Genomic DNA, 24,738 nt, shown 5'->3' on the forward strand with positions numbered 1-24,738 from the left:
GGTTTTCGGGGATCAGCCTAGGCGCAGCATGAAGTGGTTAACGGGTTTGGAACTAAGGCGCATCCTCTTTTTTGATAACTTGGGACGCGATAAGAAGGTTTTGAAACATCTCATCATAAAAATCGCTTTTTCGCTTGGGCGGTGCCATCGAGATGATGTCGAAAACCGGTTCGCGTTTGACCGTGGCGTGACACTTTTTCCGCTTTGGGAAGGGAATGATCTGCGCGCTCATGGCGACGCTCCCGCAACCTTTGATGTAAACGGCTTGTCTGCTGCTAGTGCGGATCTAATGCCATGCTCAACGCCTGGCTCAATGCTGTGCAATAGCGCCTGCGCTGTATCAGTGGCAAAGCCCACTAGCCACGCAGTGCTGCATGACATTTCTTGTTGGACGCCTTCGTGCGCGATGTCTTTGATGGCTTCGAGTAAGCAGATGGCTTGCTGCAGCGCGTAGATCCCGGGCAGCCCTTCGTTGACCATCAGCAAGTTCTTGTCAACGCGCGAGACTTCGCAAAACTCTTTCTTGGCTGTTTCGATCTCTCCGAGCTCGCTCATGACTGCGCTCCGTCTCTAATCTTCAAGAGTCTGCCCCAGCATCCCGAATCATTATCGCGAACCTGAGCAAGAGCCTCTTGCGCGCAGCTACCGAGCTCAATCATCGCCATGGTCAATGCTTCCTCTTCAACCGCGCTGAAGCCTTGATAGATAACACCATCCTCATCGCGAGCATCGTTCTTACCCAGCCTATCCTGATTCAACATCTGCATGATCTGGTTGCTGGCAAATAGCGAGCGGTCAACAGTCGCAAGGCGGCGCTGAACGCCAATACCTATAACGCTTTCCAGCTCTTTCCACTGCATATCACTGCAGCATTTTGTTATCGCTTCACGTTGGCTGTCTTGTACTCTTTCAGCTGCCATGATCGTTCTCCTATCGAACGTTTGTGGAAGGCGGGCCGGGTGCTCGTAACACCCGGTTCCGCCGCTTACCGGGCAATGCCCGATTCTTCATGCTTGCGTCGCAACGATTGCGACTCAGCCAGCTTTGTTCTTGAAGGGCAGCACCGTCCCGCCCGCTTGCAGGCCGTCCAGATAGTCCGCCCACCCCACCATCATCTTGCAGCGTTCGGCTAGGTGAGCCGTGCGGTTGTAGGCGCGCCCGTTCGGATCTTTCACGGCATGCGCTAGCTGATGCTCAATATAGTCAGGCCGAAAGTGCAGCACTTCATCGAGCACAGTACGCGCCATCGCTCGGAAGCCGTGGCCGCTCATTTCCTCGGTGGCGTAGCCCATGCGGCGCAGTGCCGACAACACCGCGTTGTTGCTCATGGGTCGCTGCGGCCCACGTCCGCTGGGAAAGACGTAGCGGCCCTTTCCGGTCAGCTTTTTCAGCTCAACTAATACCGCGACTGCCTGCGGCGCGAGCGGCACGATGTGCGGCTCGCGCATCTTCATTTTCTCGGCCGGGAGATTCCATAGCCCAGCGTCTAGGTCGAACTCCGCCCACTCGGCTTGGCGCAGTTCGCCCGGTCGAACAAAGAGCAACGGCGCCAATCGCAGTGCACACTTCGTGACGAACGAACCCTGGTAACCATCGATCGACCTGAGCAGCGCCCCTATTGCGCCAGGCTCCACGATGGCAGCGTGGTGAGTCTGTTTTACTGCCGGCAACGCGCCCTTGAGATCGGCGACAGGATTGCGTTCGGCGCGGCCGGTTGCGATGGCATAGCGCATGACCTGCCCGCAGTTCTGCAGCACGCGATGGGCGGACTCGGTTGCGCCGCGGTCGACGATGCGGTTGACCGTGGACAGAAAGTCCTTCGCGGAAATTTCGGCGATCGGCCGGCTCCCGAGCCAGGGGAAGATATCGTTTTCCAGCCGCAGCATGATTCGACTGGCGTGCAGATCGACCCATTTCGCCGACTGCTTGGCGTGCCACTCCCGCGCGATCACCTCGAAGCTGTTGGCGGCGCGCTCATTGCCGGCAGCCTTTGTCGCCTTTCTCTGTTCGCTCGGGTCAACGCCACCGGCCAAGAGCTTGCGGGCAGCGTCGCGCTTCTCACGCGCATCAGCGAGACCCGTATCGGGGTACGTGCCGAGGGAAAGCCGCTTCTCCTTGCCCCCAAACCGGTACTTCAGACGCCACCACTTGCCCCCAGCGGGCGAGAGCTCGAGATACATGCCTCCACCGTCGAAAAGACGCTGGGTCTTGTCGGTGGCCTTAGCCCTGCGTATGGCAACGTCCGTCAGCGTCATGGGGGCAACCCTCGGAGCCAAATGGCCCATTGCCCCCGATCTTGCCCCCAGCTGCCCCCGGATTGCAACAACCATCGTTGGACACTATCGGCCACAAAAAAGGCCGGAACCTTTGCTTTCGCTTGGGTTACCGGCCTTCGTTGGACTGCGTCGCACACTAAATTGGTGGAGGTGGCGGGAGTCGAACCCGCGTCCGAGAGCGTTCAACGCCCGGATCTACATGCTTAGCTCAACGTTCGATCTCGTTCCGCGACAAGCACGATGGGCAAAGCGCACCGCGGAACCAGCCTGATTGATTTGACCTAGTACCGCCAGGCGGCAGTCTTCGGCGATCTCGTGATAATGACCCTACACCGACAAGCACGAGCACAAGTGGGTTCGGGGCTTACGCCTTAAGCGGCGAGAGCGTAGTTGTCGTCGTTGGCAACTAGAAGTTTGCTGCTGGATTTACGAGGAAAGCTGCCCCCTCGGCATGCACCAAGTCATCTCACTACCCCCGTCGAAGCCAGAACACCCCCGGGGAAAACGATTTAACCTGCCGAGTATATGGGGACGACGGCACGATCATCAATCGAATCCGTGTCATTGTGGGCCGCAGATGGATAAGTCGCTGCGAAAAAGGCGGAATCGCAGCGGCCGTAGGCGTGTTTCTATAGGCACGACACGTTCCAGAGTACAGCGGGCGCGCGCAGCGGCATCGGTCATGCGGCGAAAGCCTCCGGACTGTTGTTCGGGCCGCGACGCAACCTCTATACTCGGTCGCTTACATGACCGCGAATTCGCCGCAATCGTGAGACTGATCTCGATGACCCGACTGCAACTACTCAGCTTGGCCGCGGCCACTGCCCTTCTGGCCACCGCGGGCGCGCATGCCGCGGGCGACAAGGCAGCCGGCAAAAAGCTGGTTTACACCTGCGCCGGCTGCCACGGCGTGCCCGGCTACAGCAATGCATACCCGCAGTATCCGGTGCCGAAGATTGCCGGGCAGAACGAGCAGTACATCATCAACGCCCTGCATGGCTATCAGAGCGGTGACCGCACGCATCCGACCATGGGGGCGCAGGCGCAAAGCCTGTCCGATACGGACATCCAGAACGTCGCCGCCTACCTTTCCAGCCTCGCTCAGTAGTCGTTAAGGACTCTTCGCATGACCCGTGCGCTCACCCTGCTCTCCTTAGGTGCCATCCTGGCGTTTGCGTCCACGCAGCTGCTGGCCAACGGCAATGCCGAGAACGGCAAAAAGAAGGCGGGCACCTGCTTCGCCTGCCACGGCACCGACGGCAATGCGGTCGACCCCCAATATCCGCGCCTGGCCGGCCAGTACGATGAGTACATCCAACAGGCGTTGCACGAATACAAAGACGGACGGCGCAACAACGCCATCATGAAAGGTATGGACGCAACTCTGTCAGACCAGGATATCGAAGACATCGCGGCCTATTTCTCTGGCCTGCCCACCAAGCTCGATACCCTGGAAGGACACGTCAGCGGCGACAAATAACTGCGCCGGTCGATCGGCGACGACATCGAAAAGGCCCGCAATTGCGCGCCTTTTTATATTGGAGTTCGTGCGACCGCGGGCCCGCAGGAATGACTCAACCGAGCGCGGAACGCCCTTCGGTCTTGCTGTAATAAGGTTTTTCTCCACCCGAGTGATCGGTGGCATCTCGAACCGCCGTTATCTCAGGCACGCGAGCGCGCAAGGTCTTTTCGACGCCCTGCTTGAGAGTGACGTCAACCATGCCGCAACCATGGCAGCCTCCTCCGAACTGCAGCAGCACAGCGCCCTCTGCATCGATTTCGAGCAGCGTGACTCGACCACCGTGCGAAGCCAGCTGGGGATTGATCTCGGCATCGAGCACGTAGCGCACACGCTCGATCAGGCCAGCCTCGGCCGACGGCACCTCGCCCTTGATCTTCGGCGCACGAATATTGAGCTGGCCGCCGGTGGCATTGGTTTCGAAATCGATCGTGGCGCCCTCCAGCCAACGCGCGCTGTCGCCATCGATATGAAAATCGAAGCCTTTGCACTCGATGGTCCACTCACCACCCTGTAGATCCGCCGGCTCACAAAATTCCAGCTCGCAGTTCGCCGCTGCCGTACCCGGCTGGGTCACCCGCAGCCGGATGCTCATGCCGTCACTGCCCTGCTGCGAAAGCAGCCGCAGAAAATGCTGTTGGGCGCGCTCTGAAATCTCGATCATGTCTACTCCGCGAAAATCTGATCAACGCCTGCCGTCATACGCAGGCGAAACAGCACCATTTTAGTCCTGTTTCGCGCGCCGATGCGCGCCTTTGACTTTCCGGCATTCACACTCGACGCTTGGCAGCTCTTTTAGTCACCGGAGATACCCATGACCACCAACGATCTAGCCACACACCATTGCCGGCCTCTGAAGGGCAAGGAACACGCACTGGACGCCGCAAAAGTGGCCACGCTGCTCAAGCAGCTGCCGGGTTGGAAGCTCAGCGATGATGAGGCGGCCATCATAAAAGACTTCAAATTCGACGACTTCCACCACACGCTGGGCTTTATCAATGCGGTGGGCTTCATGGCCAACCATGAAGATCACCATCCCGATATCGAGGCTGGTTACGGCCACTGCCAGGTGCTGTGGTCGACGCACGATGTCGGTGGTCTGTCGATGAACGACTTTATCTGCGCGGCGCGGGTCGAACAGTTGCTGGCGCGCTAGTCAAAAGTCGGTGCGGGACTTGGGCAGGGTATAGATCAGCCGCTTACCTTTGACCGAAAGCACGTCGAGAAAGTCCTTCAGGTCATCCGGCAACGGGGCGGAAAAGCTGTATGAGCGATCTTCCAGCTCAAAGCTCAGGTGCGCCGCATGCAGGAACATCCGGTTCAGTCCCATGTCCTTGAACCGCTTGTTCATCTCTTTATCGCCGTACTTGGGATCACCCGCAAGCGGGTGCCCGATATGGGCGGCGTGGACGCGGATCTGATGAGTGCGCCCCGTACCCAGCTGTGCCTGCATCAGACGCGCGGCGGGGTATTGCTCCATTTCACGAAAAAACGTTAGCGAGGGCTTGCCGTTGTCGGCCACCCGCACCATCCGCTCGCCGCCCTGCATGACTGACTTGAGCAACGGCGCGTTGACGTCAAACTTGGCCTTCGACGGGTGGCCGAGCATCAAACAGAGGTACTGCTTGGTGACCTCGCCGCCCCGGATCAGCGCCTGCAGTCCGGTCAGCCCCGACCGAGTCTTGGCGAAAACCAGCACCCCGCTGGTATCGCGATCGAGCCGATGCACCAGCTCAAGGTGTTCCTGCGGCCGCGCGGCGCGAAGCAGCTCGATGGCGCCATGACTCACGCCGCTGCCGCCATGGCTGGCAATGCCGGCTGGCTTGTCGATCACCAGAAAGTGTTTATCCTCGAAAATGATGGCGTCGGCCACTTGCGCCACCATGCCGGTCGCAGGCCCCTTGCCCTCGGGTCGCTCGGCCACGCGAACCGGCGGAATGCGCAGCATATCGCCATCGGTGAGACGGGTATCGGGCTTGGCCCGCTTGCCGTTCACGCGCACCTGGCCAGTACGGAGCAGCCGGTAAATCATGCTCTTGGGCACGCCCTTGAGCAGGGTGACCAGGGCGTTGTCGATCCGCTGACCATCGCGCTCGGGGCCGATCGCTACTTGACGTACACCTTGAGGTGCGTCGGGGGAAGTTACCGTCTGCATTGAAAAAAACCTGGTGAAATAGGATACTCGGCGGGCGCCACATTTTGCCCACCGATGTCTGGATCGGGTCGAATGACGGCCCGTCACGTCGGCGAGGATTGCGGCGGTTGCCCGATTGGCATCCAGCCTCGACTCCCTTTCATCGTAACGGTTCGGGCTGCCGTTGTCCGGTGCCATCGGGCATTGAGGCGGCAGGCGTAGTTGACCGAATCATCCCGGCGCCGGTATCGGCGTTGGTCATTTTGCCGCTTAACCGCTGCGGCGCGATCCCCGGCAGGCCGCCATTCGCAGGCGCCACCGAGGCGCGCGACGCGCGGCAAAGCTGAGGAAACCACCATGAAACGTATGTTGATCAACGCGACTCAGCGTGAAGAGTTGCGCGTGGCCATTGTCGATGGCCAGAACCTGTACGACCTTGATATCGAAATCCCTTCGCGGGAACAGAAAAAATCCAATATTTATAAAGGCCGCATCACCCGCGTTGAAGCATCACTTGAAGCCTGCTTTGTCGAATACGGCGCCGAACGTCACGGCTTTCTGCCGATCAAGGAAATCTCCCGCGACTACTTCACCACCGGGCTCGACCCGCATAAGGCGAGCATCCGTGAGCTGATCAAGGAAGGCCAGGAAGTCGTCGTCCAGGTCGAAAAGGAGGAGCGCGGCAACAAGGGCGCAGCGCTGACCACCTTCATCAGCCTGGCCGGCCGCTACATGGTGCTGATGCCGAACAACCCCAAAGCCGGCGGCGTCTCGCGGCGGATCGAGGGCGAAGACCGGCAGGCACTGAAAGAAGCGCTCGACCACGTCACCGTACCCGATGACGTCGGCCTGATCGTCCGCACCGCCGGTCTGGGTCGCGATGCCGAAGAGCTGCAGTGGGACCTTGATTATCTGCTGCAGCTGTGGAAATCGATTTCCGCGGCGGCCATGTCGCAAAAGGCGCCCTTCCTGATTTATCAGGAGTCCAAGCTGTTCATTCGCGCCCTGCGCGATTACCTGCGCACGGACATCGGCGAAATTCTCGTCGACGAAGAGTCGCTCTACAACGACGCCCGCGACTTCATGCAGCAGGTGATGCCGAACGCCCTGCGCAAGCTCAAGCTTTACAAAGACGACACCCCGCTGTTCACCCGTTACCAGATCGAGACGCAGATCGAGAATGCCTTCGATCGTCAGGTGCGCCTGCCGTCCGGCGGCTCGATCGTCATCGATCAGACCGAGGCGCTCACCGCGGTCGACGTCAACTCCTCGAAGGCCACCAAGGGCAGCGATATCGAGGAAACCGCGTTCAATACGAACTGCGAGGCCGTGGTGGAAATCGCCCGCCAGCTGCGTATTCGCGATGCCGGCGGCCTGATCGTGCTCGATCTGATCGACATGGACAGCCCGAAGCATCAGCGCGACGTAGAAGATAAACTCAAGGACGCGCTGAAGCACGATCGCGCCCGCGTCCAGGTCGGTCGTATCTCGCGCTTCGGTCTGCTCGAGATGTCGCGCCAGCGCCTGCGCCCCAGCCTGGGCGAGGCGTCGCAGATCGTCTGCCCACGCTGCGAAGGCCACGGCCACATCCGTGGCGTGGAATCGCTGGCGCTGTCGACCCTGCGCCTGATCGAAGAGCACGCCATGAAGGAGAACACCGGCCAGGTGCTGGTGCAGGCGCCGTCCAGCGTGGTCAACTTTCTGCTCAATGAAAAGCGCGCCAGCGTGGTCGAGATCGAAATGCGCCACAAGGTGCATGTGATGATCATCGCCGACGAGAAGCTGCAGACGCCGCACATCGAAATCCAGCGCATCCGCGAAGCGGACATGGGCGAGCACAGCAAGCCCAGCTATGAGCGCCTGACCGCCGTCGAGCCCACCGGACTGCCCAAGATGGGCCAGACGCTCGGCAGCAGCGAACAGCCCGCGGTGAGCGGCATCATGCCCGCCAGCCCCGCGCCGGTGCGCGAGGAAGTCGCCGAAGCCGCCGTCGCAAAAGCACCCGTTGCCGTCCGTCAGGCGCCCACCGCCGCTGCGGCGGCTCCCTCTTCGGGCGGCCTGATGTCGCGCGTGCTGGGCTGGTTCCGTGGCGCTGAAACGCCGGCTCCGGCTCCCGCCCCCAAACCGCGCACGGAATACAGCGACGCTTCGCGCGACAGCCGTCGCGACGAGCGTTCTGGTCGCAGCAACAGTGGCCAGAGCAACGGTTCGCGTCAGCAGCAGCCGCGCCGCGATTCGTCGGCACAAAACGGACCGAAGCCCGGATCCCAGCAGCAGCCGAAGAACAACCGTCAGCGCAACAATGACGGCCAACAGTCGCGCCAGCCGCAGCAGTCGTCGCAAACGGCCAAGGCGGAGCGGCAGCCGAAGCCTGCCAACGTCGACGGCAATCAGCCGCGCGCCGAGCGCAAGCCCAATCCACCGCAGCAGCCCAAGGCCGAGCGCCAGCCTCGCCCAGCCGTGACCGAGCAGCCGTTGAACGATGCTTCTACGACGCCGGCTGAGGCACCGGAAACCATCGCGAAAGAAGCCCAGCTGACCGCGACGCCGGTTCAGTCGGTAGCGCCCGAATCTGGCGCGCAAGAGCTCGATGCCGACGGCAGTCAGTCACGTCGCCGCCGCGGCCGTCGCGGTGGTCGTCGCCGGCGCCGGCATGACGAAACCGCATCGACGGGAACAGCGCTGGACACGGCAGAGGCAGCCGGGCTGGACGACGAAGACCGCAATGACCCGACGGAAAAAGCTGAGCTGCCAAAGCCGGCCGCTGCGCGCGATACCCGGCCTACGCGCGTTGTGCCTGTAGCTGCTGACGACTCCGATTCTGTCCGTCCCTCCGCAGGACCGAAACGAGATCGGAGCCATGATGCCCGTGCTTCCGCCGATGAAACGCCGGCGCTGATTTCGCCGGCTCCGGCTGATGCGTTGGCGCCTGCGACGCCGAAAAGCGATGTCGTGACGGACGACGTCGCCACAACGACCCTGCCCGCGGCGACCAGTTTCAACCTGCCGACGCTTCCGCCGATTCCCGACCAAGCCGGCGCTCCAGCGCCTTCCGAACCGGTGAATCATGCCGACGAGCTGACGGTCAAGGCGCCGCCAGCGTCTACCCAGGCAGACTCCTCGCATACGCTGCCCTTTAGTGCAGCGGCGGAAGAGCCGAAGACGCTTTCAACGTCACCTGCCGACGCCGTGCTCGACCGGCAGTCGATCGCAGCATTCGCCGACCTCAGTGAAAGCACCGATCAGGCCTCGACGGTCAGCCTGGTGAATGCCTCCGAATCAGCGCTTCCCCCGGTGCAGGCGATCGAACCCGTCGCTACATCCGTCGTGGCTGACGACGTGCATACCGACACTTCCAACGAGATCAAGGTCGACGTACCCGTGGCGCCGCTGCCCAAGCAGGGCGATCTGCTCGCGCAAGCGACGTCTCATGCCGTTGAGGCAAGCTTCGGCAAGCCCGAAATAGCGCATGCCAAGGATACGACCGAGCAAGAGCACGAGCGCAAGGACGATTTGAAGGAGTGATGGGAAGCTTCTTCGGATAAAAAAACCGGGCGTTCGCCCGGTTTTTTTTGCCTGATTCTTGGCTGATAGAAAGAGGCTTCAGCCGCCGACCTGCTGACCGGACGTATCGAGCAAACCATGCACAGTCATCAGATGAGCCAGACTCAGCACATGATCGACGCGCAGCTTTTCCATCAGGCGCTGCTTGTAGGTAGATACGGTTTTTGGACTGAGATTGAGCTGTTCACCGATCGTCGTCAGCGGCTTGCCACGGACCAGCATCATCGCCACTTCCAGTTCGCGGCTGGACAAAACATCGAACGGCGAGGTGTTTCCGTCCAGCGTAGCCAGCGCGAGCTGCTGGGCGACGGAAGGTGCCAGATAGCGCCGACCGGAAGCCACTTGGCGCACAGCGGCGACAAGCTCCTCGGACGTGCAGCCCTTGGTCAGATAACCCAGCGCGCCAGCATCGAGAAGCCGCTTGGGGAAACGCGCGTCATCCACGACAGTAACGATTACCACATGGGTAGACATCTTGCCGCGACACACGCGTTCGGTCAGCTCCACGCCGCTCATGCCCGGCATATGAACGTCGACCAAGGCAATATCCGGTGCCAGCGTTCGAATCAGCCGCAGCCCCTCTTCCGCATTTTTTGCCTCGCCAACAATGCTGATATCCGCATGCTGCTGAAGAATCATGCGAAAGCCGGTGCGAACCAACTCGTGATCGTCCACCAGAACAATATTTATCATGTCATCGCTCCTTGAATAGTTCGACCAAGTCCCTTCCAACCATGCCTGGCAAGCGCGAGCTCAGCCGTGTTGAAAAAGCTCGACGCGGGTACGGCGGCCAGCGTGAGGCACTCAATGTTTTATTTTTTATCGCACGGGACGACTCGCCCGCAAACCGTGCCGGTGAAGAATCAAGCGGCCATGACATCTTTGGAAGACGCTTCCGACGCGTTCAGATAGCGAGCCAGTACCAGCGTCGATGCCGGCCCAGGCATCTCGACACGCAGAGGGCGACCGCTGCGCACATGTTCGTCGTACGCGACTTCTTTTGCCAGCGCGATACCCGCTTCCAGCTGCAGGTCACTGAATAACGTGATATGCGCGCGGGTGACGTTCCAATTGCCGTTACGCCCCTGCTTCAGGGAAATGATCACCATTGCGTCAACCCGTCCATGACAAGCTCATTTAAGAAACGGCGCAAAGCCGTTGGCCTCCGTCACTCAAGCACTTAATGTGCCACGTTGTCCGCCCACGATCTGTCGGCAGAGGCCCACATACTTCGTGCGGTAATAGCGGCTAAACCATGAGGCGCAACGGCCTGTGCCTTGGACGCGTCGCGTCAGAATACGACGAGGTTCGGGCGCCGTTTGCCACTTACCCTGCTCAAAGCTCAAACTATTCAGCACCAAGCTATCCGAAGCAAATTCAGCACAAAATCGCCGAATGGCGATTCTTTTTTCTGTCACGATTGATTGGCCTGAAACATTTACCTGGTGCCAAGAGAGGCCACGAAAGGCTAGCTCAAGCAATGCCCGCGGAGTTTCGAGCTGAAAGTTACACCAAAAGTCACTCACGATTGCACCCTTTGTCTGTTTCCTGTGGGGCTTTCTGGGCTTGCTCGATATGGCTCGCCACATGATCGTCGCGATGGCGCGTAGACTGAGCTCATGAAGCGCAAGCGCAGCTGGGCGTTCCTGGTTCTCATCGCGGCAACGATCGCGATCTTGGTTACGGGTTTCTATCTCGGCATAACGCACCAGGAAGCACGCCCGTCAGACAACGGCCCGGCCGGCGTGGGACCGTAACATCCCGGGATGATCGAGCGCGTATGGTGATGATTGGCTGTTGCAACGCTGAGTAGATAGGAAATCCGGTGATGATGGCAAACAAGCCTTTCGGCCAGCAGGAAGATGTATCGCCATCGGCGTTAGTCGTGGAAGACAATTCACTCGTCGCTGAGACGATCGCTGATGGCCTCACCGCGATCGGCTATACGTCAGTTGAGACAGTGGGTTCGATAAAAGCCGCGCTGGACGCGGTGAACAGTGAAAACATCGACCTCGCTGTGATCGAGACCGACGTCAGAGGCCATTCGACCGAGCCTGTGCTGAACGCGCTGGACGCAAAAGATGTCGCGCACGTCGTCGCCTCGTCGCATGGATGCAATCCGCTCCCTGGGCACGCTCCCTATCTACAGAAACCGTTTGGCCTCAACCAGCTGAAATCTGCAGTGGATCAAGCTCGCCATCAGGCTTCGATTCGCTCCTGGAACCGCCTGCACTGAGTTGGCAGGATACGACTGTGGCACTTTGACGGCGGTGGATAGCGCGGCAGGCTGCCGTTAGCTCTTAGTAGAGCCTGTTCGAGATCTACCCGTGCCTGGCGCCGCGCCGGGAGCGCTTTGCGCGCAGGCCAAGGAAGAACGAGGGTACGCATGGATGGCGTCGGCTTTGAGGCGCGAGGAGTGGGCGCCGGCCCATGACGAAGTGATGACGCCGAGATGCGGACAAACCGCCTGCCCGCGCAGGGTTGCCCGTGGAACGCGGCGGCAGGACTCGACACAAAGCCTGGATCTGGCCTGGCTGTAACTTGCTGCAAAAAGATGCGGTATATTCGCGCTGCCGCCAAAACACTTCTCTGGCGGATTCCGGGGGGAATCGTGCAAACCACTATGTTTCTGGTCGCTTTTGCGATTGGTCTGTCCTGGTACTTTGCGCCGGCGCTTATCGCCGCAAGCCGCAGAGATCCCAATACTTCAGCCATCTTTACGCTCAACCTGCTTTTGGGTTGGAGCGTGATCGGCTGGGTTCTCGCCATGAAGCGTGCCTGGTCCAGTATCTCTTACTGACCGACCCGCGTCACCGATCTGAGGGAGAGCTGGCTCCGGTCATCGCCGACGATGACGGAGCCAGCAGTTACGCCTACGCAAAAATTCTGGCTGTCCTGATGACCCAGGACCATCGGAAACAAAAAACCCCGCAGCAATGCGGGGTTTCTGTGTTTCAGAGACTTGAGGAGAATCCCTGAAACGTTTATTGGTGCCCAAGAGGGGACTCGAACCCCTACGACTTGCGTCGCTACCACCTCAAGGTAGTGCGTCTACCAGTTCCGCCACCTGGGCAGGTGTATTACGTATTACTCAGTGCTTTTTCGTTGAATCTTTTGCAGGTGCCGCCGGTACTTCACCCTGATTGTCCGCCTTCGCCGGAGCCGCAGGCTGGGTCGCCGGAGTGGCCGAGGGAACCTCGGAATTGACCGGTGCGACCGGCACGGCGGCTGCCGATGACGACTTGGCAGCACCGGTGACGCCCGACATCACGCCCAGGTCGGCAGCGGCAGCGCGCGACTGGCCGTTGGCGTGCAGGTAGATACCCATGCCGAGGCTCAGCAGGAAAAACAGCGTCGCCAGAACGCCGGTAGCCCGCGTCAGAAACGTGGCCGACCCGCGTGCGCCGAATACCGTCGCCGACGCACCGCTGCCGAAGCCGGAGCCGGAGCCGGCATCGGCACCCGCGCCGTTCTGCAGCAGGATCAGAACGATCATGGCAGCAGCGATCAGGATGTAGAACACGCTGAAAATGACGAACATGGTTTCTTTTAGGCCTGTTGCGCTTGATGCGCCGCGTGGCAGATACCGAGAAAATCAGCTGCAGCCAGTGAGGCGCCCCCGATCAACCCGCCATCCACGTCCGCTTGCGCGAATAGTTCAGCGGCGTTGGCCGCTTTAACGCTACCGCCGTAAAGCAGTCGTGTTAGCCGCGAAATTATAACATCTTCTTTTTCCAATTGGCTACGAATGAAGGCATGTACCTGCTGGGCCAGCTCCGGCGAGGCGGTGCGGCCCGTGCCGATGGCCCAGACCGGCTCGTAGGCAACCACGGCAGTATCGAAGCTGGCGATACCGTTGAGCTTGAGCACGGCCTGCAGCTGGCGGCCGATCACGGCCTGCGCTTGCCCTGCCTCATGCTGCTCCAGGGTTTCGCCGACGCAGAGAATCGGCGTCAGCCCGCCAGCGCGGGCGGCGGCGAACTTGCGCGCGACCAGCTCGTCGCTTTCGCCATGGTAATGACGACGCTCGGAATGACCGACCAGTACCCACTGCGCGCCGATGTCGCGCAACATGGCCGCCGAGACCTCACCCGTATACGCGCCCTGCCCCTCGTGTTCGCTGACATCCTGCGCGCCCAGAGCCAGCCCGGCGTCGCCCTGTTGTTCGGCCAAAGCGGCGATGTAAGGGAACGGCGGGAAAATCGCTACGTCGATCGACGCGGGTTTTGCCGCCACGATCTCGTCGACCAGAGCGGTCGCCATCGAGCGACTGCCGTGCATCTTCCAGTTGCCGGCGACGAGTTTCGTGCGCATGGGTTCGCTTCCGCTTCGGTCAAACCGCAAGCTTACCCCGGGATGAAACATCGGCAAACCCGCTCGTCGGTGGCGCCCGGCGACGGATACGGTCAAGAATGGGCAACTTTCGCAGGAATAACCGATGAAACCCTCACGCCCCGTCAGTCTGATCACCGGCGCCTCGGCCGGCATTGGCGCCGCCTTCGCACGCGAGCTCGCCTCACGCGGGCACGATCTGGTGCTTACGGCGCGCCGCAGCGATCGCCTCGAAGCGCTCGCGGCTGAACTTCGAGATAAATACCGCTCTACCGTCACCGTGCTGCCCTGCGATCTTGCCGACCCGGCGACGCCGCAAAAACTGATGGCTACGCTGGACGAGCGCGGCATAATGGTCGACTGGTTGATCAACAATGCCGGCTACGGTGTGCCGGGTGCGTTGGTAGACAGCCCGTGGAGCACGCATGCCGATTCGTTGCAGGTGCTGCTCACGGCGCCGACCGAATTGGCGCGACGCCTGTTGCCGGGAATGCGCCATCGCGGCTACGGCCGCATCATCAACGTGGCCTCGCTGGCCGGCTTTCTCCCAGGTACCTCCGGCCACACGCTTTACGCCGCGACCAAGTCCTATCTGATCAAATTTTCGCAATCCCTGGCGCTGGAGAACAAATCCGCCGGGGTCAACGTCTGCGCGCTATGCCCAGGCTTCACCCTTTCGGAATTCCACGACGTCACCGGCACGCGCGAGAAGATGAACAAGCTGCCCGGTTTCATGTGGCTCAGCGCGGAAGAAGTGGTGCGGCAAGGCATCGATGCCGTGGAGCGTGGCGATGCGGTGCACGTGACCGGCAAGCTCAATCGCTTCATCAAGGCCGTGTTCGAACTGGTGCCGGACCGGCTCGCACTGGCGCTGTCGGCCAAGCAGTCCAAGCGCTATCGCAACGGACACGACTGACCTCACGTCGTCAGACCGATGCCGCGAACGGGTATCAGAGCCTGTTCAACGTCTCCGCGTGGCCCGCGCTGGGAGCTGTTTGAACGCAGGCCAAGGAGGAACAGGGTATACGGGGAGGCGCCATGGATGGCACCGGCTTTGAGGAGCGAGTAGTGGGCGTCCGTCCACGACCGAGTGATGACGCAGGAATGGGGGCAAACAGACCCCGCCCTGCGGGTTGTCTCGCCGTGGCCGCCAGGCGGCAGCGCAAGGCTTGACTTGCCAGTCAGGCAAGCGCTGCGCCCGCACCACCACCTGGCGGCCACGGCGAGACAACGCGAGCTACGTGTAGACGTTGAACAGGCTCTTAGATCAGCTTGATCTCGCGCAGTCGCTGCATCAGATACGCGTGCGACGTGATCGATTCGCTGTAGCGGCTGGGATTGTCCGGCGTGATGCACTCGGGCACCGGGTCAAGCACGACGTCCGGGTTGGGATGCAGAAAAAACGGCACCGAATAACGCGGCTTGCGCGCGTTGGCATTCGCCGGATTGATCACGCGATGCGAGGTCGATGGATACACGTGATTGGTCAGCCGCTGCAGCATGTCGCCGATATTCACCACGATCGCATCGCCCTCGGTAGTGACCGGCAGCCACTTGCCCTCGCTCAAGACCTCAAGCCCTTCGGCGCTGGCGCCGACGAGCAGGGTGATGAAGTTGATGTCCTCGTGCGCGCCGGCGCGCTCGTTCGGGATGTTGTCCTGGGTAATCGGCGGATAGTGGATCGGACGAAGAATCGAATTGCCCTGATCGATCTTTTCGTCGAAGTAGCGCTCAGGCAGCCCGATATGCAGGGCCAGCGCGTGGAGTACGCGCGCGCCGAGCTGATCCAGCGCCTGATACAGCGCATAGCCGTACGGCTTGAAATCCGGCACCTCGACCGGCCAAAGGTTCGGCGGCATGACGTCGGCGAATATCGAATCGCGCGCTATCTCGCGGCCGACGTGCCAGAACTCTTTCAGGTCGGCATGCGTGCTGTCCTTTGCCGTTTCGACTTTGTACGGCGTATAGCCACGCGCACCGCCGCTGCCGGGCACGTGATACTTCATCTTGGTATCGGCAGGCAGCGCGAAGAAGCGCTTGAACGCGTCGTAGGCGTTGTCGATCAGCTCGCGCTCGATCCCGTGTCCGCTGATGCAGCAAAAACCGAACTCGCGATAGGCTGCGCCGAGCTCGGCAACGAAGGCATCGCGGTCGGTGTCGTAACGGCGGATATCGAGCGTGGGAACCTGTTTCATGAGACGTCGGCGAGATAGGTTTGGGCCGCTGATTTTACGACGTCGGCCAGCTGTTCGGCCAACGCCCGCACTTCGAGGGCATCCTCCGCTTCCACCGTCACGCGCACCAGGGGCTCGGTGCCGGAAGCGCGCAGTACCACGCGGCCGCGGCCGCTGAGCGTTTGTTCCACTTCCGCCAACGCCTGCTGCACCGCCGCTCCCGCCATGGCTTCGCGTGCGCCCTGCGTGCGCACGTTGAGCATCACTTGCGGCATTTTATGCAGGCCTTGACGTGCCGATGCCAGATCCTCGCCAGACAACGCCAATGCTTCAAGCACCGCCAGCGCAGCGACAATGCCATCGCCAGTGGTCGCGCGATCGAGGCACAGGATATGGCCGGAGGTTTCACCGCCGAGCATGCCGCCGCGTTCGCGCAGCAGCTGCATCACGTAGCGATCGCCCACGTTGGCGCGGACCAGCGGCACGTCGATCCGGGCCAACGCCTGCTCCAAGCCGAAATTGCTCATCAAGGTACCCACGACGGGGCCTTTCAGCAGGCCGCGCGCATGCAGGCTGTTGGCCAGCACGTAGAGAATGTCGTCGCCATCGGCCAGTGCGCCGTGGCGATCGACCAGCACCAGCCGGTCGCCGTCGCCATCGAAGGCCATGCCCATATCCGCAGCGTGCGCCAGCACCGCCTGCTGCACCGCCTGCGGATGGGTCGAGCCGAACTGTCGGTTGATGTTGAAACCGTCGGGCTTGTCACCGATGACGATGACCTCGGCGCCCATTTCGCTGAAAACCTTCGGCGCCACCTGGTAGGTGGCGCCGTGCGCACAATCGATGACCAGTTTGAAGCCACGCAGGCTGAAATCCTCCGGCACCGTGGCCTTGCAGAATTCGGCGTAGCGCGCCACCGCATCATCGATGCGCCGGGCCTTGCCCAGACGTTCGGAGTCGACCGTGACGAAGTCCGCATCGACCTCCTGCTCGATCGCCAGCTCCACCGCGTCGGATAGCTTCTCGCCGTTGGCCGAGAAAAACTTGATGCCGTTGTCGTGGTGCGCGTTGTGCGAGGCGCTGATCACGATGCCTGCGCTGGCACGCAGCGAGCGGGTAAGAAACGCGACGGCAGGCGTGGGCATCGGGCCGAGCAAGCCCACGTCGGCACCGGCGGCCACCAGACCGGCCTCCAGCGCGGATTCGAACATGTAGCCGGACACGCGCGTGTCTTTTCCGATCAGCACCCGTGGTCGATCCCTTCCCTCGCGCACGAGTACCGCGCCCATCGCGCGGCCGAGCCGCAGCATGAAGTCCGCGCTGATCGGCCAGTGACCGACCGGACCGCGGATACCATCCGTGCCGAAATACTTACGCTGATTCATTGTGTCGCCCTTTTCAACGGCATTCCAAGACGCGGGAGCATAGCGCCGCGCCGGTTTCGCCGCTCAGTCATCGTCGGGCCAGCGCGTGGCGGTCTTTTCTTGGCGCTTGGGCACGGCATCGATCGCATGCACTCCGCGCCACACCGCAAGCGCATCGACGGTCGCCGCCACGTCGTGCACGCGCACTAGGCGCGCGCCGCGCTGCGCCGCAATCAGCGCGGCCGCGGCCGAACCCGCCGCACGTTCGGCTGGCGTGGTCTTGCCGGTGAGCGTGCCGATCATGCCCTTGCGCGACAGGCCGACATACACACCGCTTCCCAGATTGCCGAAACGTTCGAGCGCGCTGAGCAGAGCCAGATTGTGCTCCAGCGTCTTGCCGAAGCCGAAGCCCGGATCGACCAGGATTTTTTTTCGGTCGATACCGGCCAACTCGCAGGAAAACAGCTGATCGGTGAGGAAGCGATGCACCTCGGCGACAACGTCGTCGTAATGGGGGGCGTCCTGCATGTTGCCCGGCTCGCCCTGCATGTGCATCAGGCACACCGGCACGCCCAGTTCGGCCGCGGCGCTGCGCGCGCCGTCGCGGCGCAGCGCGTAAACGTCGTTGATCATGCCCGCACCTGCGGCCACGGCGGCATGCATCACCTCAGGCTTGGAGGTGTCGATGGCAATCGGCAAGGCAGTGCGCGCGATCAGCTGCTCTATCACCGGCAGCACGCGACGAAGTTCTTCCTCGACAGAAACCTCGGCGGCACCTGGTCGAGTGGATTCACCGCCGACGTCGAGCATGTCGGCACCTTCGTCCGCCATGCGCAGACCCTGCGCCACGGCGGCATCGACTTGATGGTGCAGACCGTCGGCGGAAAACGAATCCGGCGTGACGTTGATGATACCCGCTACGCGCGGACGATCCAGCCACAGCGGACGACCCGCGCAATCGAGCACCGTGGCGAATGCGTCCAAAGAAAATGTATCAGCAGAAAATGCATCAACCGACATGTTCGTTTCCTCGACGTTCGATGGATGCCAAAGCGCTGGCGTGGCTCACGCGACGGACAAGCCGCCAAGCTCGCCCATGAACCGACGATAATGGCGCAGCTCGTCGATCGAATCGCGGATATCGGACAGCGCGGTATGCGCCGATTCCTTGCCGAAACTCTTGGCCACATTCGGCGCCCAGCGCCGGGCCAGTTCCTTCAGCGTGGACACATCCAGATTCCGATAATGAAAATAGCGCTCCAGCCGCGGCATCTGCCGGTGCATGAAGCGTCGGTCCTGGCAAATGGAGTTGCCGCACATCGGCGACTTGCCCGGTGGCACCCAGGCACGCAGAAACTCTACCGTCGCCTGCTCGGCCATCGCATGATCGGTTTCGGAGTTCAGCACCTGCCGCCACAGACCGGACTTGTGATGCTGGTTGCTGTTCCAGCTGTCCATCGACTCCAGGCGGTCGATCTCGTGGCGAATGGCAAACACCGGACCTTCGGCCAGCACGTTGAGATCCTTGTCCGTCACCACCGTGGCAATCTCGAGGATCGAGTCGTTGTCGGTGTCGAGTCCGGTCATTTCCAGATCGATCCAGATCAGGTTTTCTTCGTTCACGAGGCTCATGCATGCTCCTTGGGAAAGCCAGTTTATCAGTCTTGCTCGATCTGCCCAGCAAATGCGTGTGCCGACCTGCCTATTCACATACGTACACGCGCGCCCTTGAGCTTCGGCCGCCGTGGCGCGTGCGATGATTCACGCCATGCAGACTTTCTTCTGGCACGACTACGAAACCTCCGGCGCCGACGCGCGGCGCGACCGACCGCTGCAGTTCGCCGGTATCCGCACTACGCTGGAATTGGAGATTATCGGCGAGCCCGTGATGTTTTACGGAAGGCCGTCGCGCGAAATGCCGCCGCATCCCGACGCCTGCATGATTACCGGCATCACGCCGCAGTTGGCCGAACGCGAGGGCCTGCTGGAAAGCGAGTTTGCCGCCCGCGTACACGAGCAGCTGTCGGCCCCGGGCACCTGCGGCGTGGGCTACAACTCGCTGCGCTTCGATGACGAGTTCACACGGCAAATGCTGTACCGCAATTTCTACGAGCCGTACGGACGCGAGTGGGAAAACGGCAACTCGCGCTGGGACCTGATCGATCTGGTACGCATGTGTCAGGCGCTGCGCCCGGAAGGCATCGTGTGGCCGACGCGGGAGGACGGCTCGCCCAGCTTCAAGCTCGAGCATCTGGCCACGGCCAACCAGCTCACGCAGGAGCGCGCGCACGACGCGCTGTCCGACGTCTACGCGCTGATCGACCTGGCTCGGCTGATCCGCGTACGCCAGCCGCGGCTGTGGGACTGGTACTACGGTCTGCGGCGCAAGCAGAAAGTGTTCGAGATGCTCGACGTGATCGGCATGACACCGGTGGTGCATGTGTCCTCGCGCTATCCGGCCAGCCGCCATTGCCTCACGGTGATTGCGCCGCTGGCGCCGCATCCCAGCCGCGCGGGCGAAGTGATTGTCTACGATCTCGCCACCGATCCGACGACGTGGCTGGCGCTCGATGAAGAAGAGATCGCCGATCGCATCTTCACTTCACGTGCCGACTTGCCGGAGGGCATCGAGCGCATTCCACTGCGCACCGTGCGCGCCAATCACGCGCCCGCGCTGGCGCCGCTGTCCGTACTGCAGGGCATCGATACCAATCGCCTGCAGCTGAATATGGATGCCTGCCTCGCCCACCGCAGTATGCTGCATGCCGCCGAAGGACTGACCGAAAAGCTGCGCCGCGTGTTCCAGCGCGCGGCCGAGCTGCCGCCGCCGGACGATCCCGAGCTGGCGCTTTACGGCGGCGGCTTTCTGCCCGATGCCGACAAGAAGCTGCTGGCCCAGGTGCGCGCGACGCCGCCCGAACAACTGGGCGAACGCCACTTTCCCTTTCGCGACGCGCGCTATGCCGAACTGCTTTTTCGCTATCGCGCGCGCAACTGGCCGCAGACTCTGGACGATGACGAGCGTCAGCGCTGGGATGCGTTCCGCAAAGCACGATTGACGCGGCATACCCCGCTGACCGGCCTGACGCTGGACGAATACTTCGCCCGTATCGCCGAACTGCGCGCCGATCCGCAGGCGCAGGGCAAGCTCGGCCTGCTCGACCAGCTGCAGGCGTGGGGAGAGGAGCTTGCTGCAAGCGTCTAGCGCGACCTATTGCCCGGGCCGTTCAACGAGCGCTATCGCGCCATAAGTACACCGCATACGGCAAACTGTCGGACTATTTTCATCTCACTATCGCCTGACGATCGCGCATGCCCAAAGCCTATTTCACGCCCGCCACCTTTCGCTTTCTCGCCGCGCTGGACCATCACAACAGCCGCGAGTGGTTTCATGCGCACAAGGACGACTACGAGCGCCACGTGCGCGAACCGTATCTGCAGCTGATTACCGACCTGCAGGCGCCGCTGGCGAAGATCAGCACGCACTACCGCGCCGATCCCCGTAAGAACGGCGGCTCGCTGTTCCGCATCTTTCGCGATACGCGTTTTTCCAACAACAAACTGCCTTACAAATCGTGGCAGGGTGCGCGGTTTTTCCACGAGCGCCGCCACGAGATTCCCGCGCCCTCGTTCTACATGCATATTCAGCCCGGCGACTGCTTTGCGGGCGGCGGCATGTGGCATCCGGAGTCGGATGCGCTGAAACACATCCGCGAATTCATCGCGGACAACCCGGCGACGTGGAAGCGTGCCACACAGAGCAAGGCATTTCGCGAACATCTGACGCTGGGCGGCGAGTCGCTGAGCCGGCCGCCGCGCGGCTACGATCCCACCCACGAACTGATCGACGACCTCAAGCGCAAGGACTTCGTCGCCTCGGCACACTTCGACGAAGCGCTGGCCTGCTCCGACGAGCTGCTGCCGTGGCTCGTATCGACGTACAAGAAAGTATCGCCGTTGGTCGACTATCTCTGCGCCGCGCAGGAGCTGGAGTTCTGATGTGTTTCAGCGTTCGTAGAACGCGCAGCGCGTGCTCAACAGATAAACCGCCACCGCGATGCCGACCGCAGCCGTGATCGCCACGTAATGTGCCGGCGCCAGCGGGCCGAGTTTCTCCGCCAGCACGCCGATCAGCGGCGGCGTGATCGCACCGAAAATCGCGTAGGCGATGTTGTAGGAAAACGAAATGCCGGTGAAGCGGATTGCCGGCGGAAAGGCGGCCACCATCACCGACGGCACCACGCCGACCACGCCCACGCTGAGGCCGGCGATCGCGTACAGCAACAAAAAATGCGCGCCGCCTGCGGCCAGATCCAGATACAGCGCATACGTGGCCACCAGCAGCGCCAGTGACCCCAGCAGCAGCGCCCAGCCGCGGCCGATGCGGTCGACCAGCAGGCCGCCGCCGAGGCAACCGAAGCACAGGCACAGCGCGGCGATGCTGCTGCCTTCGAAGGCCAGCGCCGGCGCCAGATGAAACTTCACCTGCACCAGAGTCGGTGTCATCAGAATCACCACGACGATGCCGGCTGTCAGCATCCAGGTCACCAGCACCGACAGCCACACGCCGGCCAGGTGATTGCGTACCACCGTTTTCAGCGGCAGCTCCTGCGCCAGCTGCTTGCGCTCGCGCAATGCCGAAAACACCGGCGTTTCGCTGAGCCAGCGGCGCAGCCATACGGCAATGAAACCGAACACACCGCCGAGCACGAACGGGATACGCCATGCAAAGGCCAGCACCTGATCCGGCGCATAGTGCTTGCTGATCGCCGCGGCCAGCAGCGAGCCGATCAGGATGCCGGCCGTGAGTCCGCAGGTCAGCGCCGCGCAGGCAAAACCGACCCGGCCGACCGGCGCGTGCTCGGCGACAAACACCCAGGCACCCGGAATCTCGCCGCCGATGGCGATGCCCTGCACGATGCGCAGCAGCAGCAAGAGCAGCGGTGCCAGCAGACCGAGCTGCGCATAGGTCGGCAGCAGGCCGATCGCCAGCGTCGGCAGCGCCATCAGGAAGACGCTGAGCGTGAACATCTTTTTGCGCCCGGCCTTGTCGCCGAAATGCGCCATCACAATGCCGCCCAGCGGGCGCGCGAGATACCCCGCGGCAAAGATGCCGTACACCTGCAGCTGCGCCAGCCAGGGCTCGACGCTGGCCGGGAAGAAAAGCTGGCCCAGCACCTTCGCAAAAAACACGAACACCACGAAGTCGTAGAACTCCAGCGCGCCGCCCAATGCGGAAAGCGTCAGCGTTCGTGCGTCGTTGCGATCGAGCGGGCGGGCTGTCGATCGCGAGGACTGGGTTTGGAATGGCATCGAGGACTCGACTGGTTGTTTACGTGGGCGTCGGACGGCGAACATACACCAATATTTCAGCCTTGAAAGCGGTTTCACGCTCCTATCGGCGAGTTCTTGCAGCCACCCGAAAACCCAATAGATGCCATGACAACAAAGTGCTATAAACCGCACTTACTTGAGCAACGAGCCCATGTCATGCACCACTCACGGAAGAATTTCATACGCCGTACCGCCCTGTCATCCGTTGTTTTGCTCGCCTGCGTAGTTCCGCTGCACGCCGAAGATTTCACGCTCGCCAATGGCGACATCATCGGCGAATGGAAAACCCGGCTGGTGGCCGGGGCGGCCATGCGCACCAGCAATCCGTCCAGGCATCTGGTCGGCAAGGGCTTCGAATCCAATGGCAGGCCCAAGGGGGGCGACGGCGCGGACACCGCCGACGACGGCAACCTCAATTACGGCAAGGGCGACGTCTACTCCAACCTCTACAAGATCGTCAGCGGCGTCGATCTGAAATACGGCAATCTCGGCATCGACGTGAGCGCACGCGCCTGGTACGACGCCGCGCTGGAAAACCGCGACGTGCCGCAGGGCAATACGCCCAATGGCTTTACGCCGAACCGCCCGCTCAGCGATCGCGGCTTCGATCACAGCAACCAGTTTTCCGGCTTCATGTTTCTCAACGCCTATGTCTACGATCACTTCGACATGGGCGACAGCACGAGCCTCGACGTGCGCGCAGGCAAGCAGAGCATCAAGTGGGGCGAGGATCTGTTCGTCCAGAACATCAACCAGATCAATCCCACCGACTACACCACCCTGCACCGCCCCGGTACCGATCCGTCCACCGAGGCGCAGCTGCCGGTGGAGATGCTGTGGGGCAAGCTGACGTTCGACGGCCCGCTGAGTGTGGAAGGGTTTTACCAGTGGAAGTGGCGGCCGAACGAGTACGACCCTTGCGGTACGTTTTTCTCCGGCAGCGATCTTGGCATCGACCGCGGTTGTGCCGGCATCGAAAGCAATGCCTACTATCCGCTCAATGCGTACTCGAAAGGCGCCGGTCAGTGGCTGAGCGACGGCTACCAGAATGCGGTGGGCGGCATTCTTCCGCGCGGCAACGATCTGCATGGCAGCAACAGCGGGCAGTTCGGCCTATTGCTGCACTACAAGGCCGAAAGCATCGGTACCGATTTCGGCCTTTACTACATGCGCCTGAACTCGCGTGCGCCGTATCTGGACGCCACCACGATCAATCCGGCGATCGAGAACAAAAGCCTGATTCCCACGCTCGAAGCCGCCGGCGTACCGGCCGCCGATGCCGCGCTGTCGCAGCGCCTGTCCGGCATCACCGACTACTGGGCGTTTCCGAATGGGATCCATATCGCCGGCCTCTCGGCATCGACGCATCTCGCCGGTTGGAAAATCGCGGCAGAGGTTTCCTACACCTCCGATCAACCGGTACAGATCAACACCGCCGACATGTTCGCGGCACTGACCCGCGACGGTGGCCCGATCGGCAACCGCATGGCGCTGCTGCTGCCCGGCGACACCTTGCAGGGCTACGACCGCTTCGACAAGACGCAGGGGCAGATCAACGCGACGCGATTGTTCAACGACGTCTGGGGCGCCGACACCGCCACGATCGGCGGCGAAGCGGTCTGGAGTCACGTGAATCTGCCGCCGCTGTCGCAAGCGCGCTACGGCCGCGGCTTTGCCTGGGGATTCTCGCCACAGTACAGCGACGGCAGCTGCTCGCCGGTGCAGAACCCGCAGGGCTGCGTGAGCCAGGGTTACTACACGCGCCAGGCCTGGGGTTATCGGCTGAAAGGCCAGCTCAACTATTCGCTGCCCGGCCGCTGGACACTGTCGCCCTCGCTATCGTGGGGTCAGGACGTGCACGGTTTCTCGGTCGACAACCAGCTGGTGCAGGGCCGCAAGCCGTACACCATCAGCCTGGCTGCGCAATACGCCAAGCGCTACTTCGCCACGCTGAGCTATACCAACTGGGTCGACAATGCGCCCTACGATCTGCTGAAGGATCACGACTTTCTCAGCTTCGCCATCGGCGCGAATTTCTAGC

26 protein-coding genes, 1 tRNA gene and 1 other RNA gene are annotated in these 24,738 nt (G+C 61.8%); 11 read left to right on the top strand and 17 right to left on the bottom strand.

The genetic code is table 11. The features are described 5' to 3' along the window. Nucleotides 1-52: 52 nt before the first annotated feature. The 5 genes from HDE78_RS01195 to ssrA form a co-directional block, all read right to left on the bottom strand. Nucleotides 53-232, bottom strand: a complete 180-nt coding sequence (locus HDE78_RS01195) for a hypothetical protein (RefSeq protein ID WP_179476695.1) — start codon at nucleotides 230-232, stop codon at nucleotides 53-55. Beyond that, entirely contained in the window at nucleotides 229-555 is a 327-nt protein-coding gene (locus tag HDE78_RS01200) for a hypothetical protein (RefSeq protein WP_179476696.1), read from the bottom strand. The genes HDE78_RS01195 and HDE78_RS01200 overlap by 4 nt, the downstream gene beginning before the upstream one ends. Continuing rightward, nucleotides 552-920 (bottom strand): hypothetical protein, encoded by a 369-nt coding sequence (locus HDE78_RS01205; RefSeq protein ID WP_179476697.1) that lies wholly within the window; start codon nucleotides 918-920, stop codon nucleotides 552-554. Before HDE78_RS01205 ends, HDE78_RS01200 begins: the two co-directional genes overlap by 4 nt. Before the next feature lie 114 nt (nucleotides 921-1,034). After that, a complete protein-coding gene (locus HDE78_RS01210; RefSeq protein WP_179476698.1) occupies nucleotides 1,035-2,255 on the bottom strand; it encodes an integrase arm-type DNA-binding domain-containing protein in 1,221 nt (406 codons plus the stop codon). Between the two features lie 163 nt (nucleotides 2,256-2,418). Continuing rightward, nucleotides 2,419-2,773, bottom strand: a transfer-messenger RNA (tmRNA) gene (gene ssrA / locus HDE78_RS01215). 287 nt (nucleotides 2,774-3,060) lie between these two features. On the opposite strand from ssrA, the gene HDE78_RS01220 reads away from it, so the two are divergent. Then, entirely contained in the window at nucleotides 3,061-3,384 is a 324-nt protein-coding gene (locus HDE78_RS01220) for a cytochrome c (protein ID WP_179476699.1), read from the top strand. An 18-nt stretch (nucleotides 3,385-3,402) separates the two neighbouring features. Beyond that, nucleotides 3,403-3,756: a cytochrome c gene (locus HDE78_RS01225; RefSeq protein ID WP_179476700.1), complete on the top strand. Its 354-nt coding sequence runs from the start codon at nucleotides 3,403-3,405 to the stop codon at nucleotides 3,754-3,756. Nucleotides 3,757-3,850: 94 nt separating this feature from the next. Here the strand turns inward: HDE78_RS01225 and HDE78_RS01230 are convergent, their stop codons facing one another. Then, nucleotides 3,851-4,459, bottom strand: coding sequence for an NfuA family Fe-S biogenesis protein (locus tag HDE78_RS01230; RefSeq protein WP_179476701.1), 609 nt, complete (start codon nucleotides 4,457-4,459; stop codon nucleotides 3,851-3,853). Between the two features lie 150 nt (nucleotides 4,460-4,609). Between HDE78_RS01230 and HDE78_RS01235 the strand changes: the two genes are divergently transcribed. After that, entirely contained in the window at nucleotides 4,610-4,951 is a 342-nt protein-coding gene (locus tag HDE78_RS01235; protein WP_179476702.1) for a 4a-hydroxytetrahydrobiopterin dehydratase, read from the top strand. Here the strand turns inward: HDE78_RS01235 and HDE78_RS01240 are convergent, their stop codons facing one another. Further along, complete coding sequence (locus HDE78_RS01240; protein ID WP_179477098.1) at nucleotides 4,952-5,950, bottom strand: RluA family pseudouridine synthase; 999 nt, start codon at nucleotides 5,948-5,950, stop codon at nucleotides 4,952-4,954. 336 nt (nucleotides 5,951-6,286) lie between these two features. Here HDE78_RS01240 and HDE78_RS01245 point away from each other — a divergent pair, with 336 nt between their 5' ends. Further along, nucleotides 6,287-9,454 carry an Rne/Rng family ribonuclease gene (locus HDE78_RS01245; RefSeq protein WP_179476703.1) on the top strand — a complete coding sequence of 1,056 codons (3,168 nt, stop codon included), beginning with the start codon at nucleotides 6,287-6,289 and terminating at the stop codon, nucleotides 9,452-9,454. 78 nt (nucleotides 9,455-9,532) lie between these two features. Here the strand turns inward: HDE78_RS01245 and HDE78_RS01250 are convergent, their stop codons facing one another. Continuing rightward, nucleotides 9,533-10,186, bottom strand: a complete 654-nt coding sequence (locus HDE78_RS01250) for a response regulator (RefSeq protein WP_179476704.1) — start codon at nucleotides 10,184-10,186, stop codon at nucleotides 9,533-9,535. Nucleotides 10,187-10,356: 170 nt separating this feature from the next. Then, a complete protein-coding gene (locus HDE78_RS01255) occupies nucleotides 10,357-10,602 on the bottom strand; it encodes a hypothetical protein (RefSeq protein WP_179476705.1) in 246 nt (81 codons plus the stop codon). 510 nt (nucleotides 10,603-11,112) lie between these two features. On the opposite strand from HDE78_RS01255, the gene HDE78_RS01260 reads away from it, so the two are divergent. The 3 genes from HDE78_RS01260 (at nucleotide 11,113) to HDE78_RS01270 (ending at nucleotide 12,293) form a co-directional block, all read left to right on the top strand. After that, on the top strand, nucleotides 11,113-11,250 hold the full coding sequence (locus tag HDE78_RS01260) for a hypothetical protein (protein ID WP_179476706.1): 138 nt from the start codon (nucleotides 11,113-11,115) through the stop codon (nucleotides 11,248-11,250). Between the two features lie 71 nt (nucleotides 11,251-11,321). Beyond that, a complete protein-coding gene (locus HDE78_RS01265; protein ID WP_179476707.1) occupies nucleotides 11,322-11,729 on the top strand; it encodes a hypothetical protein in 408 nt (135 codons plus the stop codon). Nucleotides 11,730-12,047: 318 nt separating this feature from the next. Beyond that, nucleotides 12,048-12,293, top strand: coding sequence for a superinfection immunity protein (locus HDE78_RS01270; RefSeq protein WP_218861900.1), 246 nt, complete (start codon nucleotides 12,048-12,050; stop codon nucleotides 12,291-12,293). 188 nt (nucleotides 12,294-12,481) lie between these two features. On the opposite strand, the gene HDE78_RS01275 is transcribed toward HDE78_RS01270, so the two are convergent. From HDE78_RS01275 to tpiA, 3 genes are all read right to left on the bottom strand, one after another. Then, a tRNA-Leu gene (locus HDE78_RS01275) sits at nucleotides 12,482-12,566 on the bottom strand. An 18-nt stretch (nucleotides 12,567-12,584) separates the two neighbouring features. After that, complete coding sequence (gene secG, locus HDE78_RS01280) at nucleotides 12,585-13,034, bottom strand: preprotein translocase subunit SecG (protein ID WP_179476708.1); 450 nt, start codon at nucleotides 13,032-13,034, stop codon at nucleotides 12,585-12,587. 8 nt (nucleotides 13,035-13,042) lie between these two features. Then, on the bottom strand, nucleotides 13,043-13,807 hold the full coding sequence (gene tpiA, locus HDE78_RS01285; protein ID WP_179476709.1) for a triose-phosphate isomerase: 765 nt from the start codon (nucleotides 13,805-13,807) through the stop codon (nucleotides 13,043-13,045). Between the two features lie 124 nt (nucleotides 13,808-13,931). Between tpiA and HDE78_RS01290 the strand changes: the two genes are divergently transcribed. Further along, entirely contained in the window at nucleotides 13,932-14,741 is an 810-nt protein-coding gene (locus HDE78_RS01290) for an SDR family oxidoreductase (RefSeq protein WP_179476710.1), read from the top strand. 346 nt (nucleotides 14,742-15,087) lie between these two features. On the opposite strand, the gene HDE78_RS01295 is transcribed toward HDE78_RS01290, so the two are convergent. The 4 genes from HDE78_RS01295 to orn form a co-directional block, all read right to left on the bottom strand. Further along, entirely contained in the window at nucleotides 15,088-16,020 is a 933-nt protein-coding gene (locus HDE78_RS01295; RefSeq protein ID WP_179476711.1) for an isopenicillin N synthase family oxygenase, read from the bottom strand. Next, nucleotides 16,017-17,384 (bottom strand): phosphoglucosamine mutase, encoded by a 1,368-nt coding sequence (gene glmM, locus HDE78_RS01300; RefSeq protein WP_179476712.1) that lies wholly within the window; start codon nucleotides 17,382-17,384, stop codon nucleotides 16,017-16,019. The genes HDE78_RS01295 and glmM overlap by 4 nt, the downstream gene beginning before the upstream one ends. A 63-nt stretch (nucleotides 17,385-17,447) precedes the next feature. Beyond that, the gene (gene folP, locus HDE78_RS01305) at nucleotides 17,448-18,383 is read right to left on the bottom strand and encodes a dihydropteroate synthase (protein ID WP_179476713.1); all 936 of its coding nucleotides are present in this window, start codon (nucleotides 18,381-18,383) and stop codon (nucleotides 17,448-17,450) included. A gap of 45 nt (nucleotides 18,384-18,428) precedes the next feature. Next, on the bottom strand, nucleotides 18,429-18,995 hold the full coding sequence (gene orn / locus HDE78_RS01310; RefSeq protein ID WP_179476714.1) for an oligoribonuclease: 567 nt from the start codon (nucleotides 18,993-18,995) through the stop codon (nucleotides 18,429-18,431). A gap of 136 nt (nucleotides 18,996-19,131) precedes the next feature. On the opposite strand from orn, the gene sbcB reads away from it, so the two are divergent. Next, nucleotides 19,132-20,568 carry an exodeoxyribonuclease I gene (gene sbcB, locus HDE78_RS01315; protein ID WP_179476715.1) on the top strand — a complete coding sequence of 479 codons (1,437 nt, stop codon included), beginning with the start codon at nucleotides 19,132-19,134 and terminating at the stop codon, nucleotides 20,566-20,568. A 107-nt stretch (nucleotides 20,569-20,675) separates the two neighbouring features. Then, a complete protein-coding gene (locus HDE78_RS01320) occupies nucleotides 20,676-21,362 on the top strand; it encodes a DUF2461 domain-containing protein (protein ID WP_179476716.1) in 687 nt (228 codons plus the stop codon). A gap of 6 nt (nucleotides 21,363-21,368) precedes the next feature. On the opposite strand, the gene HDE78_RS01325 is transcribed toward HDE78_RS01320, so the two are convergent. After that, nucleotides 21,369-22,676: an MFS transporter gene (locus tag HDE78_RS01325; protein WP_218861902.1), complete on the bottom strand. Its 1,308-nt coding sequence runs from the start codon at nucleotides 22,674-22,676 to the stop codon at nucleotides 21,369-21,371. Between the two features lie 177 nt (nucleotides 22,677-22,853). Between HDE78_RS01325 and HDE78_RS01330 the strand changes: the two genes are divergently transcribed. Then, a complete protein-coding gene (locus HDE78_RS01330) occupies nucleotides 22,854-24,737 on the top strand; it encodes a DUF1302 domain-containing protein (RefSeq protein WP_179476718.1) in 1,884 nt (627 codons plus the stop codon). The last annotated feature ends 1 nt before the right edge of the window (nucleotide 24,738 follow it).

Source organism: Rhodanobacter sp. K2T2 (genome assembly GCF_013408815.1).
Lineage (GTDB): Bacteria > Pseudomonadota > Gammaproteobacteria > Xanthomonadales > Rhodanobacteraceae > Rhodanobacter.

Excerpts from the sequence above, each read along its gene's own strand:
- HDE78_RS01200 (WP_179476696.1), bottom strand. The coding sequence starts at position 555 with ATGAGCGAGCTCGGAGAGATCGAAACAGCCAAGAAAGAGTTTTGCGAA.
- HDE78_RS01330 (WP_179476718.1), top strand. The coding sequence starts at position 22,854 with ATGCACCACTCACGGAAGAATTTCATACGCCGTACCGCCCTGTCATCC.
- HDE78_RS01195 (WP_179476695.1), bottom strand. The coding sequence starts at position 232 with ATGAGCGCGCAGATCATTCCCTTCCCAAAGCGGAAAAAGTGTCACGCC.
- HDE78_RS01250 (WP_179476704.1), bottom strand. The coding sequence starts at position 10,186 with ATGATAAATATTGTTCTGGTGGACGATCACGAGTTGGTTCGCACCGGC.
- HDE78_RS01325 (WP_218861902.1), bottom strand. The coding sequence starts at position 22,676 with ATGCCATTCCAAACCCAGTCCTCGCGATCGACAGCCCGCCCGCTCGAT.
- HDE78_RS01255 (WP_179476705.1), bottom strand. The coding sequence starts at position 10,602 with ATGGTGATCATTTCCCTGAAGCAGGGGCGTAACGGCAATTGGAACGTC.
- glmM (WP_179476712.1), bottom strand. The coding sequence starts at position 17,384 with ATGAATCAGCGTAAGTATTTCGGCACGGATGGTATCCGCGGTCCGGTC.
- HDE78_RS01230 (WP_179476701.1), bottom strand. The coding sequence starts at position 4,459 with ATGATCGAGATTTCAGAGCGCGCCCAACAGCATTTTCTGCGGCTGCTT.
- tpiA (WP_179476709.1), bottom strand. The coding sequence starts at position 13,807 with ATGCGCACGAAACTCGTCGCCGGCAACTGGAAGATGCACGGCAGTCGC.
- HDE78_RS01270 (WP_218861900.1), top strand. The coding sequence starts at position 12,048 with ATGCGGTATATTCGCGCTGCCGCCAAAACACTTCTCTGGCGGATTCCG.
- HDE78_RS01205 (WP_179476697.1), bottom strand. The coding sequence starts at position 920 with ATGGCAGCTGAAAGAGTACAAGACAGCCAACGTGAAGCGATAACAAAA.
- orn (WP_179476714.1), bottom strand. The coding sequence starts at position 18,995 with ATGAGCCTCGTGAACGAAGAAAACCTGATCTGGATCGATCTGGAAATG.
- HDE78_RS01320 (WP_179476716.1), top strand. The coding sequence starts at position 20,676 with ATGCCCAAAGCCTATTTCACGCCCGCCACCTTTCGCTTTCTCGCCGCG.
- HDE78_RS01245 (WP_179476703.1), top strand. The coding sequence starts at position 6,287 with ATGAAACGTATGTTGATCAACGCGACTCAGCGTGAAGAGTTGCGCGTG.
- sbcB (WP_179476715.1), top strand. The coding sequence starts at position 19,132 with ATGCAGACTTTCTTCTGGCACGACTACGAAACCTCCGGCGCCGACGCG.
- HDE78_RS01235 (WP_179476702.1), top strand. The coding sequence starts at position 4,610 with ATGACCACCAACGATCTAGCCACACACCATTGCCGGCCTCTGAAGGGC.
- HDE78_RS01290 (WP_179476710.1), top strand. The coding sequence starts at position 13,932 with ATGAAACCCTCACGCCCCGTCAGTCTGATCACCGGCGCCTCGGCCGGC.
- HDE78_RS01295 (WP_179476711.1), bottom strand. The coding sequence starts at position 16,020 with ATGAAACAGGTTCCCACGCTCGATATCCGCCGTTACGACACCGACCGC.
- HDE78_RS01210 (WP_179476698.1), bottom strand. The coding sequence starts at position 2,255 with ATGACGCTGACGGACGTTGCCATACGCAGGGCTAAGGCCACCGACAAG.
- HDE78_RS01260 (WP_179476706.1), top strand. The coding sequence starts at position 11,113 with ATGAAGCGCAAGCGCAGCTGGGCGTTCCTGGTTCTCATCGCGGCAACG.
- HDE78_RS01240 (WP_179477098.1), bottom strand. The coding sequence starts at position 5,950 with ATGCAGACGGTAACTTCCCCCGACGCACCTCAAGGTGTACGTCAAGTA.
- secG (WP_179476708.1), bottom strand. The coding sequence starts at position 13,034 with ATGTTCGTCATTTTCAGCGTGTTCTACATCCTGATCGCTGCTGCCATG.
- HDE78_RS01220 (WP_179476699.1), top strand. The coding sequence starts at position 3,061 with ATGACCCGACTGCAACTACTCAGCTTGGCCGCGGCCACTGCCCTTCTG.
- HDE78_RS01225 (WP_179476700.1), top strand. The coding sequence starts at position 3,403 with ATGACCCGTGCGCTCACCCTGCTCTCCTTAGGTGCCATCCTGGCGTTT.
- HDE78_RS01265 (WP_179476707.1), top strand. The coding sequence starts at position 11,322 with ATGATGGCAAACAAGCCTTTCGGCCAGCAGGAAGATGTATCGCCATCG.
- folP (WP_179476713.1), bottom strand. The coding sequence starts at position 18,383 with ATGTCGGTTGATGCATTTTCTGCTGATACATTTTCTTTGGACGCATTC.